Annotated in this window: 12 protein-coding genes and 1 pseudogene; 4 read left to right on the top strand and 9 right to left on the bottom strand. The window is 48.4% G+C overall.

Annotated elements, in window-relative coordinates; all coding sequences use genetic code 11:
- Positions 1–30: 30 nt before the first annotated feature.
- Together BMY60_RS06880 and BMY60_RS06875 are read left to right on the top strand one after the other, a co-directional pair.
- Positions 31–981: a homoserine kinase gene (locus BMY60_RS06880; protein ID WP_090332419.1), complete on the top strand. Its 951-nt coding sequence runs from the start codon at positions 31–33 to the stop codon at positions 979–981.
- An 80-nt stretch (positions 982–1,061) separates the two neighbouring features.
- Complete coding sequence (locus tag BMY60_RS06875) at positions 1,062–2,066, top strand: BPSS1780 family membrane protein (protein ID WP_090332417.1); 1,005 nt, start codon at positions 1,062–1,064, stop codon at positions 2,064–2,066.
- A 405-nt stretch (positions 2,067–2,471) separates the two neighbouring features.
- Here the strand turns inward: BMY60_RS06875 and BMY60_RS06870 are convergent, their stop codons facing one another.
- The gene (locus tag BMY60_RS06870) at positions 2,472–4,685 is read right to left on the bottom strand and encodes a RelA/SpoT family protein (protein ID WP_090332415.1); all 2,214 of its coding nucleotides are present in this window, start codon (positions 4,683–4,685) and stop codon (positions 2,472–2,474) included.
- Positions 4,686–4,961: 276 nt separating this feature from the next.
- On the opposite strand from BMY60_RS06870, the gene BMY60_RS06865 reads away from it, so the two are divergent.
- Positions 4,962–5,696 carry an RNA methyltransferase gene (locus tag BMY60_RS06865; RefSeq protein ID WP_090332414.1) on the top strand — a complete coding sequence of 245 codons (735 nt, stop codon included), beginning with the start codon at positions 4,962–4,964 and terminating at the stop codon, positions 5,694–5,696.
- A gap of 45 nt (positions 5,697–5,741) precedes the next feature.
- Here BMY60_RS06865 and argB read toward each other — a convergent pair whose 3' ends face one another.
- From argB to BMY60_RS06830, 7 genes are all read right to left on the bottom strand, one after another.
- The gene (gene argB, locus BMY60_RS06860) at positions 5,742–6,632 is read right to left on the bottom strand and encodes an acetylglutamate kinase (protein WP_090332412.1); all 891 of its coding nucleotides are present in this window, start codon (positions 6,630–6,632) and stop codon (positions 5,742–5,744) included.
- A gap of 86 nt (positions 6,633–6,718) precedes the next feature.
- A complete protein-coding gene (locus BMY60_RS06855; RefSeq protein ID WP_090332410.1) occupies positions 6,719–7,219 on the bottom strand; it encodes a chemotaxis protein CheW in 501 nt (166 codons plus the stop codon).
- Positions 7,220–7,227: 8 nt separating this feature from the next.
- Positions 7,228–7,593, bottom strand: coding sequence for a response regulator (locus tag BMY60_RS06850; RefSeq protein ID WP_090332408.1), 366 nt, complete (start codon positions 7,591–7,593; stop codon positions 7,228–7,230).
- A gap of 50 nt (positions 7,594–7,643) precedes the next feature.
- Positions 7,644–8,756 (bottom strand): acetyltransferase domain-containing protein, encoded by a 1,113-nt coding sequence (locus BMY60_RS06845; RefSeq protein ID WP_090332407.1) that lies wholly within the window; start codon positions 8,754–8,756, stop codon positions 7,644–7,646.
- Between the two features lie 181 nt (positions 8,757–8,937).
- A complete protein-coding gene (locus BMY60_RS06840) occupies positions 8,938–10,167 on the bottom strand; it encodes a porin (RefSeq protein WP_090332405.1) in 1,230 nt (409 codons plus the stop codon).
- A 354-nt stretch (positions 10,168–10,521) separates the two neighbouring features.
- Entirely contained in the window at positions 10,522–12,321 is a 1,800-nt protein-coding gene (recQ, locus tag BMY60_RS06835; RefSeq protein WP_090332403.1) for a DNA helicase RecQ, read from the bottom strand.
- Positions 12,322–12,391: 70 nt separating this feature from the next.
- Positions 12,392–13,852 carry an SLC13 family permease gene (locus tag BMY60_RS06830; RefSeq protein WP_090332402.1) on the bottom strand — a complete coding sequence of 487 codons (1,461 nt, stop codon included), beginning with the start codon at positions 13,850–13,852 and terminating at the stop codon, positions 12,392–12,394.
- A 211-nt stretch (positions 13,853–14,063) separates the two neighbouring features.
- Between BMY60_RS06830 and glnA the strand changes: the two genes are divergently transcribed.
- A complete protein-coding gene (gene glnA, locus BMY60_RS06825; protein ID WP_090332400.1) occupies positions 14,064–15,473 on the top strand; it encodes a type I glutamate--ammonia ligase in 1,410 nt (469 codons plus the stop codon).
- 216 nt (positions 15,474–15,689) lie between these two features.
- On the opposite strand, the pseudogene BMY60_RS16205 reads toward glnA, so the two are convergent.
- A pseudogene (locus BMY60_RS16205) lies at positions 15,690–16,011 on the bottom strand (transposase); the annotation flags it as partial.

Below are 16,011 nucleotides of genomic sequence, written 5' to 3'. Positions count from 1 at the left end.
CCAACTCATTGATATCCCAGTTGCAAACGCATGTCTGTTTTTACACCTGTCACAGAAAATCAACTCGCTGAGTGGCTGAACAACTATGCGCTGGGAGACCTGATCAGCCTGCAGGGCATTTCTTCTGGTATCGAAAATACGAATTTTTTCGTTACTACAACCAAGGCGCGGTTTGTACTCACTCTGTTCGAAAAATTAACAGTGGCTGAATTGCCCTACTATCTGAATCTGATGGCACACCTGTCCAACCGTCAGATCCCGTGTCCAGACCCCGAACCTATGCTGGACGGCAGGCTGTTTGGTGAGCTGAGCGGAAAACCGGCTACTATCGTTACCTGTTTGCCCGGCGCATCGCTGGAGAACCCTGCAAGAGTGCACTGCATTCAAGTTGGCAAAATGCTGGCAAAAATGCACTTGTGTGGCCAGACCTACCCTGCGCACATGGAAAACCCGCGCGGACTGAAATGGTGCCGGGCGAAAGCGTCAGAAATCAAACCCTACCTAAGTCCGGATGATCGGATATTGCTCGATAATGAGCTGAATTTTCAGTTAGCTCATCAGTTTCAGCACTTGCCAAGCGGCGTCATTCATGCGGATCTTTTTCGTGACAATATTTTATTTACCAATCACCATATTGGTGGCGTTATCGATTTTTACTTCGCCTGTAACGATAGTTTATTATACGATCTGGCCATCGCCGTGAATGATTGGTGCAATACTGAAAACAGAATACTGGATGAGACGCATACCCTGGCACTGCTTGAGGCCTATCACAGCATACGGCCATTATCGGCGCTAGAACATCAATTATGGCCCGCGATGCTGCGTGCGGGCGCACTGCGTTTCTGGATATCAAGATTGTATGATTTTCATCTGCCCCGTCCCGGGGAGCTGACACATGCAAAAGACCCTGACGACTTTAAAATGCTGCTGCAGAATCATGTAACCTATCAGACGCGGCTCGAGCAACTCTGGATTTAAAAAACCGGCTATCCGGGGATTTTCCCATAGTATTCGTGCTTAAAACCGACATCTATCGAACTTAATACTGGAGACACACAATGGAAATTCATCAACTTAGCGCCAGATACGGATGGCATTGGATCGCCAATGGCTTTCATATGTTCCGTAAAGCGCCAATGATCTGGGTGCTGGTATGCTTCACGTTGCTATTAATTGCCATGACGCTGGCGCTGATACCCATACTCGGACAATTTGTTTTTACTCTGGTTTCACCGGTCTTCCTGGCCGGGATTATGATTGGATGCCGAGAACAAGAGCAAGGCAAACAGCTCGAAATTGTTCATCTGTTTATTGCTTTTAAAACCAATGTTGCCTCGCTGGTGACTGTCGGTGGAATTTATCTGATCGGCCAGGTCCTGATTCTCGGTCTAGTCATGATGATTGGCGGCAGCCAGATGACAGATATGCTGTTGTACGGAAAAAGAGTCGATGAAAACGAACTGATCACCGTCATGGACAATATGCTGACAGCGTCACTGGTTGCCTTATTGCTATCAATACCTTTGATGATGGCGGCCTGGTTTTCACCGTTGCTGGTCGTTTTTCATAATTTTCAGCCCATTCCGGCAATGAAAAAAAGCTTTTTCGCCTGTTTAAAAAACATCATCCCGTTTCAATTGTACGGCGTATTGTTGATTATTTTCTCCATCATTGCACTGATGCCCTATGGCGTCGGTCTGGTAATACTGATTCCAACCATTTTTGCCTCGATTTATGTCAGTTATAAAAATATATTCCTGGGCGAGGATGTCAAAATTGAAGAAGAATATTCTCCGAAAACGGACTATCAGCAAGCAAATTGGTCAAACGAACCACGTGACGCCGAGCCACCTCAAAAAGAGGAAAATATGGCGAAACGCAATCAAAATGACTCTCCTGTCGAAATCGGCCCGCTGGCGACGGAAGGCGATATAGTCGAATGTCATCAATGCAAGATATTGATTCCTAAAGAAGAAGCCATCCGATTCCATGGACGTTTTTTTTGCAGTGACGAACATTTCCAACAATATCAAGACAGTATGGATACCGATACAAAGCAATAAAACATGGCTGATTGTGACTAATTTAAAGCCCCGGTGGGAGCGTTAGGTAACCCGTTTATTATGCAATCAGTCCGGCGTTTCTCGTTACTACTTCACCGCGCCGCAGGAGAAACCAGGCCGCATATTGAATACTGCAATCTTTAGGAGTCGTTCATAAATAACTGCAACACCTGGATCGCATCCGGCGGGCACACTGCGGCGTTGTTCGCCGTCGCCATAGCCTTTTGGCTATGACTCATCCTCCCGCCTTGCATTGCATTGCATCCCGCCAGACGCGCCCAATTGGCACACTTATTTATTCGCGGCTCCTTAGTGATTGCAGCTCCGGCTCTGCAATATCAGCTCTATCATGATTGATATGTTTTCAATACCGTCATAGCCAGATACACGTGTTGATTTCTTGATTCACTGGTTTTTCCGCCTTGTCACCGTCACACCGGAGAGTTTCTTCAGCGACGACAACACCCGGCTCAGTTGTTTCATTTCTTTGACTTCAAGCGTTAACTGTATATTTGTCATACCGCGGCGGGTTTGGGTATTCATCGCGATTGCATTCACAGTCTCGCGCGACAAAATTTCCGAAATATCACGCAGCAACCATTGCCTATCTTGCGCCCTGATTTCCACATCTACCGGAAAAACCTTGTCATATGTTGCCCCCCATTCCGCCGCAACCTTTCGGTCAGCATTTTTACGCAATAATTGTGGCATATTCAGGCAATCATGACGATGAATAGAAATGCCGCGTCCGTGCCGGGTTACAAAGCCGATGATTGGATCGGGCGGAACGGGTTTACAGCACTTGGCCAATACAGACAGCATTCCGCTGACACCGTTGATCAGAATATCACCACTTGACTGCTGTGAAACCGGACGTATCAACGCTTTTTTGTCTATCAATGTATCCGGTTGTGTTATTGCGGACGGTTCTCGACCGGTTAGTTCCGTCTCCAGCTGACGCTGACTGATCTCGCCCTTGGCGACAGCCATGAAAAAACCATTCGGGCGTAAAAAATCAAATTTCGCAGCAAGCTTGTCCAGGCTTATTGCCGTTACACCATGGCGTTGTAACAGTTTCTCCACCATTGCCCGGCCTTGCGCCAGTGTTGTTTTGAATGCCTGATGATTAAACCACTGCCGGACCTTGGTTCGCGCACGTGCGCTTTTCAGATAGCCCGGTGCATCATTCAACCAGTCACGGCTCGGACCGCCCGATTTGGCCGGCAGGATTTCCACTTTCTGCGCGTTTTGCAATTGGTAATTCAGCGCAACCATAATTCCATCGACTTTGGCGCCACGGCAGCGGTGCCCCAGGTCGGTATGCACATGATAAGCAAAATCCAGCGGCGTGGCGCCCTTCGGTAAAGCGATCACATTACCCTGCGGGGTCAGTACATACACTGAATCCTCAAATAACGCGGTTTTAAAATGGTCAGCCAGTTCGCCGCCGTCCGAAACATCATCTTTCCATTCCAGAATCTGTCGTAACCAGGCGATTTTCTCTTCGTAGCGCGCATCGCGCGTTGATCCTTCCTTGTAGCGCCAGTGCGCGGCAACACCCAGTTCGGAAAAACGATGCATTTCATGCGTGCGGATCTGAATTTCCACTACCTTGTCTTCCAGACCGGCAACGGCGGTATGCAATGAGCGGTAACCATTGCTTTTAGGTCTGGCGATGTAATCATCAAATTCTTTCGGAACGGGCGTCCACAAACTGTGTACGACCCCCAACGCTGCATAACAATCTGGCACATCGCCCACCAGGATCCGTACCGCACGCGCATCATAAATCTGGCCAAAATCCAGATTCTTGCGCTGCATCTTCTTATGGATACTGTAAATATGCTTGGGGCGGCCGTTTACTGTTGCACGGATACCGGCCTGCAGCAGCACGCTTTGCAATTTCGCAACGATTGAGTCTATATACTGTTCCCGGCTGACGCGCGTTTCCTCCAGCAAGCGGGCGATTTTTTTATATTGCGCCAGATCGATAATGCGAAAAGACAAATCCTCCAGCTCCCATTTAACTTGCCATAAACCTAACCGGTTGGCCAATGGCGCAAAGATATCCATTGTTTCCAATGCAATATCCAAACGTTCAGAGATGTCAATTGAAACAACATAGCGCATGGTCTGTACACGGCTTGCAAGCGTTATAATAACCACACGGATATCCTCCGCCATTGCCAGCAGCATTTTACGCAACGCTTCAACTTGTGTTACATGTCTGGAAGCGTCATTTCTGAAGCCCAGAGCCTTAATATGCCCTATGCGCCCTACGCGCGCCATACCTTTCACCAAATGCCCGACCGTTAGATTAAAATCGCTTTGCAGTTGGTTTACATAGTCATCCGGATAATCCGGTATGGCATGCAAAATCCCTGCCACCAACGTGTCTATATCCACTTTCAATGCGGCGAGTATCGATGCCGTTCCAAGCGTATGCCGCATGACCGTCTCGCCCGATGACAGGCACTGTCCGCCATAGCGCTGCAAAACGTATTCCAGTGCCTTTTTTAACAGCGCCTGATCGCTGGATGAGAACCGTGCAGCTACCGACGCAAGCCAGGAAGTGATTTCAATTTCACTGGCAATGGAAACATGTGCCGAAGAAATCATACAATTTGAGCAAATTACCGAAGTTGATGGATATACAGCAAAGTGGCTGTGGATTTATAATCATGAGCGGGCTTACAGAACCATCGAAGGAATAACACCAAAACAAAAACTCGATCAATTAGCATATTGACCCCCACCTTTACTTCGGTTAATAATGTAAAGATTACCATAAAACAATTTTCTCACTCAAACTCAGGCCAGTTGCCTGACCAACAGCGCCGCCAAGCGGATACCGCTTGAATATTACCCCGCCATTAACTTATCATCGGCTGCAAGATGAACACATCCCCTTTGGACAACATTCGCATCGTACTCAGCCATACCAGTCATGCCGGCAATATTGGCGCAACGGCACGCGCGATGAAAACCATGGGACTAAAGTCGCTATATCTGGTCAATCCGCAGTCTTTTCCGGACCAGGAGGCCGATACCCGTGCGGTCAGCGCACGGGACTTGCTCGGCCACGCGAAAGTCTGCGGAAGTATCGATCAGGCATTGGAAAATACAGTGCTGGCGGCAGCATTAACGTCAAGGTCGCGCGAATTCGAACATGAGACATTCGATGCGCGCGCCGGAGCAAAGATTTTACTGAAACATGCGCAGCACCATCCGGTCGCGGTCGTGTTCGGGGCGGAAGCGTCTGGACTGACAACCGCCGAAGCCAGCAAATGCCCACTGAAGATTGTCATTCCAACCAATCCGGATTACGCATCGCTGAACCTGGCCAGCGCGGTACAGGTCATGGCGTATGAACTGCACATGGCGTTGGCGCAAGCCGGGCCCGCAAAACCGTGGCAGACCGAACCGGCAACACTGGACGAGATCGAACTGTTCTACCGGCATCTTGAACAGGTCATGATCCGGATCGGTTTTCTGAATCCGCAACAGCCCAAAAAGCTGGTACAGCGCCTTCGCCGGCTGTGTGCGCGCGCGCGGTTGAAGAAGGAGGAAGTCAATATTCTGCGCGGAATGTTGAAAGCTATCGAAAAACGCTTATCCGGTAAGCCGTGAAACTGGCGTGTTTGACCTTGCATCTGATTTACAGACACGGATAACTCACTGCTGATTGCGGATCAGAGTACCGACGCCCTGATCGGTCAGAATTTCCAGCAGCAACGCATGTTCCACGCGTCCGTCGATAATATGACACGACTTGACACCTTTCTTGACCGCGTCCAGTGCAGAACCGATTTTTGGCAGCATGCCGCCGGAAATGGTGCCGTCGGCAAACAATTCGTCGACGTGCTGCGCTGACAGGCCAGTCAGCAGTTGCCCGTCTTTATCCATTACGCCAGGGGTGTTGGTCAACAGGATCAGTTTCTCGGCACGCAGGATTTCAGCCAGCTTGCCCGCAACCAGATCGGCGTTGATATTATACGACTCGCCGTTTTCACCGACACCGATCGGCGCAATCACCGGAATAAAGTGCTGGCTGTCGAGAAGGGCGATTAATGATGGATCGACAGATTCAATTTCACCAACCTGGCCGATACTGATCCACTCGCCGATTTTTTCGCGGTCTTTAATAAGTAATTTCTTGGCGCGGATAAAAGCACCATCTTTACCTGTCAGGCCAACGGCCTTGCCGCCATGGCGGTTGATCAGGTTGACAATATTCTTATTGACCGATCCGCCCAGCACCATTTCAACCACATCCATGGTTTCCGCATCGGTAACACGCATGCCCTGAATAAACTCGCCCTGCTTGCCCACGCGCTTGAGCATCAGATCGATTTGCGGACCGCCACCGTGAATAATCACTGGATTCATACCCACCAGCTTCAGCAACACGACATCGCGCGCAAAACCTTGCTTGAGATTTTCTTCGGCCATGGCGTTACCGCCGTATTTAATGACAATGGTTTTGCCGTGAAAACGCTGGATATAAGGCAGCGCCTCGGCCAGAATTTTGGCTTTATCGCGGGCACTGGATTGTGAAATAGACATGACAAACCTACCGACACATTCAATTATAGTTAACGATATACATTCCAATCACTTACGCTGTTTGATTCGCGACCAGCAGTCTACGCTCAGCGCTCAATCTGCAGAAACCGCTTTTCCCGGATAAGCGAACCCAAGTCAAGTCCAAACCACTGCCTTCCTTCCTTATCCCGGTAAATATGCGTCACACCGTTACGCAGTTCTCCGCTGTTCATTTGTTCCGGCTCAAATTCGGACAAACTGCGAATACCAAGCAAAGTCGGCACCATAAAACCGCAGTTCATTTTGTAGCTGTTTGCTAGCAGCAGGATACGGGATTTCGCGCCGAACGATTCCAACTTCCCGCTTAAATACACACCTAGGTCAGTAATTCCGAACAGATGGCCATGCGCATTGATAATGCCCAGAAACCAGAGCTGTGTATACGGCACCGGCACAACTTCGGATACCTGAACCACTTCGCCAATTTCTTTCATAGGTACCAGATAACGTGCTTCCCCTATCAACAAGCCGAGTACCGTCGCTGACATGCCGGTTGAACCGGTATTCTGCGCACCGTGTTCATTTTGTTGATTCTTTGCCGTGGTCATAACGTTATCTAATTCAACCGTGAAATTTTCTGCAACAATTCCGCTGCGACTACAGGTTTGGCGATATAATCCCTGGCTCCCTGACGCAACCCCCATATTTTGTCAATTTCTTGCCCTTTTGTGCTGCAGATGATAACCGGAATATGCTCAAGCGACTGATCCTTAATAAACATACGCGTTACCTGAAAACCGTTGATCCCCGGCATCACCACATCCATCAGCACGAGATCAGGCTGTTCCGCTCTTGCCCTGGAGATCGCTTGTTCGCCATCTTCAGCTATGATTACCTGATAACCATGCTTGGTTAAAATGCCGGACAGCAGATGCCGTTCTGTGGGCGAATCGTCGACGACCAAAATTTTTCTAATTGTCATGATGTTAGTTTCATAAGACGCGATCAGTCATCAACAGTCTAAACCCGGAATCACATAAAACGCAATATACTTTGCGGGTTTTGCCACTTGATATGACGAAAAACCCGGCAAATGGGATAAAGCATCAGCAAAGCCAGGACCGTCATCAGATAAGTCGTTTCAAGACCGCCGCGTTCGAACGCAAGCCTCAGTATTGCCAATGTGGCAAAATGTGCGAGATAGAAGAACAACGCTGTCTGCCCGAACACCAGTACGAGACCGTTTCGTCGCACACCAGTAATGGATTCAAGCCATATTAAAACGGCGAGTATAATAGCCATTAGCCCCAATTCCAGCAAGGTATAGGCCAGGCTGGGCGGATATTTACTGACATGCAGCCACTGCACAATGGAGTTACCTTCTAGCTGCATATACATATTGCCGTAACCGTCAAGAATACGAATCACGACAAAAAACGCTAACGCAATGCAGCCACAGACCAATAACATACGCCTGACAAGCAATAGATCATTCGGCGCCGATAGCAGCCATTTACCAAATACCCAGCCCAGCATCATCATCGCCAGCCACGGCATTACGGGATACAAAACGGAATAAGCACCGGTAAAAACCGGCGCAAATGTCAGCGCCAGCCACAGCGGAACATCGCCGCCGGGTTTCCAGAGTGCTGTTAACAACCACTCGTTACCCGCCAGAATAACCAGCGCCAGAAACAAAATAATCCATACACGCATCCGGCTGATCCACACCATTAACATCATGCTGACGCCAATCGCATATAAAACCTGCAGCACAGGTTTTCCCGAGGCCAGCGAAAAAACGCAAATATCGAGCAATGCTATAAAAGCACCACGAATCCGTAATTCCCGGTCAATTTCGATTTGCGTCATTCCCTGCTGCAGACGCTGCGCATGACTGACGGCTATGGAGGTGCCCGTTAAAAAAATAAACGTCGGCGCGCAGACATGCGTGATCCAGCGGGTCAAAAACTGACCGGTTGCCAGACTATCACCGTTTTCATACAACAAAACCGAATCAGTAAACAGCCGCCCTTCGTTAAAAAAACCGGACGCATGATCCAGCGCCATCAATATCATGACGATACCACGCATCCAGTCAATCGCAGCAATCCGGTTCTGGCTTTTATCCAATGTTTTGATCATGGTTTGCTGTGTTCAGACTAAGCCTGAGATTTCTTACAATTAAACCTAGAATCCTCTATAAGGACCTCTATAAGGACTTCCCAAGATTTCGTAACGCTAATTGTCATCAGAGATCAGAACTATTCTGCCAGCAAACAAAAAAGGCACCCTAAGGTGCCTTTTTTGTTGCGACCGATTGATCTTAGAAGTTGTGGCGCAAACCCACAGTATACACGTTGCTGTCTTTAAATATGTTTTGCGCAAGCGTACTGCTATCATTATCGATCATGTTACGCTGGTAACCACCGAAAAGGCTTGAACGTTTGCTCAGATTGTGGATTGCACCTACTGTAAAGGTACTGATTTCACGTTTCGCACCCTGTGTTGTCGCATCGGCTTCACCCATACCCCCTTGTGCCAGCAGGCGGGTATTGCCTATTTCATACTCGCCACCCACAAACCAGAGATGCCCGTCACCATTCACGTTCATGGCTGAGTTACATTGTCCGCGTCCGCCACTATTCGCGCCGCTCAATGCTGTACCGCCCAATGCCGCTGCGGTAGTACAAGAAGCCGCACCGTTGATGCTGGCGTTATTGATGTTTTCATACTGGCCGCTCAGACGGAAACCCATGAAGCTCCAGGTAGCACCGCCACGCCAGACTTCTTCGTCATCCGCGCCGATACCCTGAAATGCGCGCTGGTTTGTACTGATATTATCCCTTGAGTAACCGCCGAATACGCCAAAGTTATGATCGGCTATATTCGCTTCATATTTACCGGCGATCTGGAAATCCCATTCGCCATCTTCGCCACCGCTTGTGCTGTTGGGAGTAAAGTTGCTTGAATTTGAGATGCCGCCACCCAGTATAGGATCGAGGTTATTGGAGTCACCCGGCATCAACAGCGCTGCAAATGAAAAGCCTTCTACAGTTGGAGAATCATAACGGGCGGCGCTGTTTACAAATCCCTGGGCGCCTGATCCCATACCATTTGCTGATGCAGTCATGGTGCCACCGCTACCCGCTGCCTGGAGCGTTGTGTACGCGAATGGATCAATCGTTTGACCGCCAGCAAAGTCCTTGAATGGAGACTGAACGCGGCCGAATTTAACTTCACCCCAAGCGTCATTAGCCAATGCTACCCAGCGTTCACGGGCAATGCCTATATCACCATTGCCGGTATTGAAACCGAATTCCAAATGGGCTTTTGCCTTCAGTCCACCACCGAGCTGTTCAACAACATGCACACCCCATCTTGAACGGCCTGCCTCATCGCCAATCTGGGCTTGACTGGTCATACCATCGAAATCAATAGTAGAATATTCCGCCTGGACACTACCGAACATGGTTACATTGGTTCCTTGTGCTGATGCAACCATTGGTGTTGCAAGCGCACCGGCAACTGCTAACGAAATAAGCTTCTTCTTCATAGGGAAGTTCTCCTTTAATGTTAAAACGACTGGGGGTCAACAATAAACCCAACTTTGTTCCGGTGGAATGCACCCCGCTTTTCTTTTGACCTCCCAATCCGGGAAGGTATGGATGGATTTTGCACAACACATTGCATTCCTGCAAGAAAAACGAATCTTTTTTTTGCAGAAAACAAACCAAATGTTGCTTTTGCGCAACATAATTGTTGTTTTTTAGCCTATAACAAACCAATACAAGCCATATCTGCATGTCTCGGTTCTCGGTTAGCTTGGCAAATAAAACCGGCTTGTCTATGATCGTTAGGAGAAAAACTACCTATACAACCAGCCTCAGACATGTTGAAGCATTACACATTAATTACGCAAAATTTCAATTAGATGATCGCCGTATTTATCCAGTTTATGCGTACCGATACCGGTGACACGCAACAATTCATCCTTGGTTTGCGGACTCAAACGCACCAATTCCTTTAAAGTCGCATCATGGAAAATGACATAGGCAGGCACTCCATGTTCCCGGGCTGTTTTCGCACGCCAGTTGCGTAGCTGATCCAAAAGCCGTTGGGCGCCTTGATCAAGGATTGAAAAATCATTGACAGGCTGTTGTTTGAGTGTGAGTTTTTTGTGTTCAGATTGCCGACGCAAAAAGACTTTTTGTTGTCCCTTTAATACGGTGCGGCTAGCCCGTGTCAGGCACAGAGCGCCATAACCATCGCTGTCCGTTGTTAACAGGCCCAGCGCTATCAGCTGCCTAAAAATTGCACGCCAGGTTTTGGCCGGTAGATCCTGCCCTATTCCAAATGTACTAATATGATCGTGCTTCCGCTGCATGACGCGTATTGTATGATTGCCGCGCAGAACATCGATTAAATGACCTGCACCAAACTGCTGTCCGGTACGGTAAACGCAGGATAATGCTTTTTGCACTGCAATAGTGGCGTCCCAGGAATCGGGGGGATTCAAACAAATGTCACAATTACCACAGCTGGTGAATGTAGCTGATTCACCAAAATAATCCAGTAAATGAGCGCGGCGGCAGGTTATTGTTTCACATAACGCCAGCATGGCTTCCAGTTTTTTGGTTGCGGTCTGCTTGAACTGGGCTTGCGCTTCAGATTCTTCGATCATACGGCGTTGTTGTATCACATCATTCAGGCCATAGACCATCCAAGCGCTGGCTTTTTGCCCATCCCGGCCGGCCCGCCCCGTCTCCTGGTAATAGCCTTCAATGCTTCTGGGCATATCCAAGTGCGCAACAAAACGGACATCCGGTTTATCAATACCCATACCAAAAGCGACAGTTGCAACTATGACAATGTTTTCCTCACGCAAAAACTTCTCTTGATTCAGCGCGCGTTGATGCGGGCGCATTCCTGCATGATAGGGCAGCGCAGTAATACCGTGTACGTTTAACCATGCGGCGGTATCCTCTGTTTTTTTTCGTGACAGGCAATATACAATGCCCGCATCATGTAAATGCTCGGTTTGTATAAATGATAACAGCTGTTGCTTGCTGTTTATTTTGTCAACTATCCGATAGTGGATATTGGGCCGGTCAAAGCTGGACAGAAAAATTTTGGCATCATACAAAACCAACCGTTCGATAATTTCCTCACGCGTAACGGCATCGGCCGTAGCTGTCAAGGCAATTCGCGGCACGTTAGGAAAACGTGTGTGAAGAACGTTTAGCTGGCGGTATTCGGGACGAAAATCGTGCCCCCATTGCGAGACACAATGGGCTTCATCAATCGCGAATAAAGCCAGCGGAATTCTTGCGATCAGATCAAGAAAACGTCTGGTCAGCAGGCGTTCCGGCGCAACATAAAGCAAATCGTAATCACACGCCAGCAGCTTTTGTTCGACGGCCTGTGCTTCTTCTGCCGGAAGCGCTGAATTCAGCACGGCGGCATCGACGCCAACCTCGTTGAGCGCTGCGACCTGATTTTGCATCAGCGATATCAAGGGAGAAACGACAATTGCAACACCGTTACGCATTAATGCGGGTATTTGATAGCAAAGCGACTTGCCCCCGCCGGTCGGCATCAAAACCAGGCAGTCTTTTCCACTGGCAAGATGCGTAATGACATCCGCTTGCTGCCCCCGAAATGCCGGATATCCAAAAATTTCTTTCAGAATGTTCAGTGCATGCGACATGAATTAGTGTGATTTATAACCTGTGTGCTCTGGATTCCAAACGCGCCATTCTTATATGGTTTTAAGGAAGTTATCCAAATACCCACGGAATCAATGCATAGGACAATCCTGTTACTACAAGAATTGCGGTAAGGTTGAGTTTAAAACCTGCCCGGGCCATTTGCGAAATTGTAACCTGACCTGTTGAATACACGACTGCGTTCGGTGCAGTCGCGACCGGCAACATAAAAGCGCAACTCGCGGCCATCGCTGTAGGTGCAAACAACAGCATGGGATCGATACCGCTGGATACGGCCAACACCCCCAGTATCGGTAACAAAGTAGCGGTTGTAGCGGTATTGCTGGTCAGTTCGGTTAAAAAAATTACCAGTGTTACCAGTATCAGCATCATTAGTATCAGATCCAGATGCGGCAACCCGGACAAGCCATCGCCGATCCAGACGGCAAGACCGGTATTCTTGATGGCTGCGGCGAGGCTTAAACCACCGCCAAATAATAGCAGCACGCCCCAGGGTATTTGACTGGCATTTTCCCAGTCCATAAGCGCTGTTGGTTTTTCTCGAGCCGACAAAGTTGTCTGGCCGGAAGGAATAATGAATAAAAGTACCGCGCCACCGACCGCTATCATGGCATCGTTCAGCCACAGCATAATTTCAAAGTGTTCCTGTACCGGCACACGCAGTATCCATGCTGAAGCGACAAGCACAAAAACATAAGTAAGACGCTTCTCTGGCCGGCTCAGCTTGCCGAGCTTTTCTAGCGCGTTACTGACAGCGGACACTGGAATGCGCTCACCCTGCAGATCGAAAACAAAGGCCCATTTAGTCAATACCCACCAGGCCGCGGTTGTCATGATAATAACAACGGGTATGCCGAATAACATCCAGTCAACAAAACTGATATCGATGGCGTAATTCTGCTTCATAAAGCTGACCACAAACAAATTGGGCGGGGTGCCAATGATGGTGCCCAATCCACCGATACTGGCGGAATAGGCTATACCTAAAATCAGACAAAGAATAAATTTATGATGTTGCCCGATTTTGTCCCTGACCATTTCTCCGGCAAGCGATAAAGCGATCGGTATCATCATTAATGTACTGGCTGTATTGCTGACCCACATCGACAATAGCGCAGTGGCGCCCATAAAACCGGCAATAAGCGCTGCCGGACTGTCACCAACACGAATTAGAATATTCAAAGCGATGCGGCGATGCAAATTCCACTTGGCCAGACCTGTTGCAATAATAAAACCGCCCATCAACAGAAAAATTGCCGGCGCTGCATAGGGTGCGGTACTGTCTTCAATAGACATGATCCCCAGTGCAGGGAACAGAAGAATCGGCAACAATGAAGTTATCGGTATTGGCAAAACTTCGGTGGCCCACCAAATGGCCAGTAACAAGGTCACGCCAGTAGTGCGCCATGCCGCTTCCGACATTGCTGCCGGTGCCGGCGATACGATGGTAAAAACTAAAAATCCAACACCCGTGATCAGACCGATTTTTTTTGGCTGTGTGAAAGGCACCATTCTTTTTCCAGTGTAATATCGAATTAACGAAGCTATGGATGAATATGAGATAATGGCATTATCTCAGAATATATTCACACATATCATTCAATATACCGCACATCCTTGCCGTACGTTAAACAGCTTCAAAGGACTGATTAGCCGGTTTGATATAATGCCGTTCAATGATTTTATTATTTGATTTTATAACCACGCGTGTCTGGAGAGAAAAATGGCTGTATCTGATGTTTTGAAATTGATTCAAGACAGTAAAGTTAAATTTGTTGATTTGCGCTTTACCGATACCAATGGAAAAGAGCAACATGTCACTATTCCATCCCATAGTTTTGATGCAGATAAATTTGAAGATGGTCATCCATTTGATGGTTCATCGATTGCAGGATGGAAAAGCATACAAGCCTCCGATATGCTTCTGGTTCCGGACCCCGAAACAGCCAATATGGATCCGTTTATGGACGATACCACGCTGATAATGACGTGCGATGTGGTTGAACCGGCCGACGGCAAAGGTTACAGCCGTGATCCCCGCTCGCTGGCAAAACGTGGCGAAATTTATCTCAAGTCAACCGGTATTGGTGATATTGCCTTTTTTGGGCCCGAACCGGAATTTTTTATTTTTGATTCCGTGTACTGGCATACCGATATGTCCGGTTGTTCGGTTAAAATCGAATCCGAGGAAGCGGCATGGAGTTCTGTAATCAAATACGATAGCGGCAACATCGGTCACCGGCCCGCGATCAAGGGCGGATATTTTCCGGTTCCTCCGGTGGACTCACTGCAGAATATACGTTCGACGATGTGCATGACACTGGAGCAGCTCGGCATCCCGGTAGAAGTACACCATCATGAGGTTGCAACTGCAGGCCAGTGCGAAATTGGCACGCGCTTTAACAGTCTGGTAAAACGCGCGGACTGGAATCAGATACTCAAATACGTTGTGCATAATGTTGCGCATTCGTATGGCAAGACAGCAACATTCATGCCCAAGCCGATCGTGGGCGATAATGGTTCCGGTATGCATGTACATCAATCGATCTGGAAAGATGGCGAGAATCTGTTTTCCGGTAACGGCTACGCGGGCTTGTCGGAAACCGCATTATTTTATATCGGCGGAATTCTGAAGCATGCCAAAGCACTTAACGCTATTACCAACCCCGGAACAAATTCCTACAAGCGGTTGATTGCCGGATTTGAGGCGCCCGTCAACATGGCCTATTCGGCCAGCAATCGCTCTGCGGCGATCCGCATACCGCACTCGAACAGCCCCAAAGGCCGCCGAATTGAAGTGCGTTTTCCCGACCCCACTGCCAATCCGTATCTGGCATTTACTGCGTTGATGATGGCTGGACTGGATGGTATTCAAAATAAAATTCATCCGGGCGATCCAATGGACAAAAATCTCTATGATTTACCACCGGAGGAAGCGGCTAAAGTACCCAGTACCTGTGCTGCACTGGATGAAGCACTGGCATATCTTGATCAGGATCGTGATTTTCTTATTCGCGGCGGTGTATTTACCCACGATATGATTGATGCGTATATTCAGCTTAAAATGGAAGAAGTCAGGTTGCTGCGTACAACAACCCATCCTGTAGAATTCGATATGTACTACAGCCTGTAGCCGGTGGTCATGCCGTGTCGGCACAATTCATCAAAAATAGTCGATTAAAATTTGCCTTGGCTTAAGGGCTGTACTCAACTAGCGAACCTCTATAAGCTGGCACCCATTTAGGGCCTCGGCAAGGCGAAGCGAGCGTGGAGCAGTCGCTCTACATAAGCGAATGATAACGCTGCAAAGGACCAAAATAGGTGCCAGCCCCCTAGTACATCGTCCACCTTAAAATGACGGATAAAGATATTTTAATTTAATGCGGGCATCTTCCGTCGTAAAGCGCCAGTTCATTTCACTGTTTTTCATGTTTCTTTGCTTTACCCATGCGTCTACTTCCTGAGTCAAATATTGCCTGTCCGCCATACGATCACTCATGCACTGCCTGGACAATAAACTAAATTCAATCTCTGCCATATTCAACCAGCTGCCATGTTCGGCGTATAGTGAAACTTCAGCTTGTCTAAAATACGACGCGCCTCAGAAGGTTCAAAGGTTTTATATAACGATGCCCCCGTATGGGTATTCAGATTATCCATTACCAAACGAA

The organism is Nitrosomonas sp. Nm51, from assembly GCF_900111165.1.
Classification (GTDB): domain Bacteria; phylum Pseudomonadota; class Gammaproteobacteria; order Burkholderiales; family Nitrosomonadaceae; genus Nitrosomonas.
This window is presented reverse-complemented; position numbering and strand designations above follow the sequence as displayed.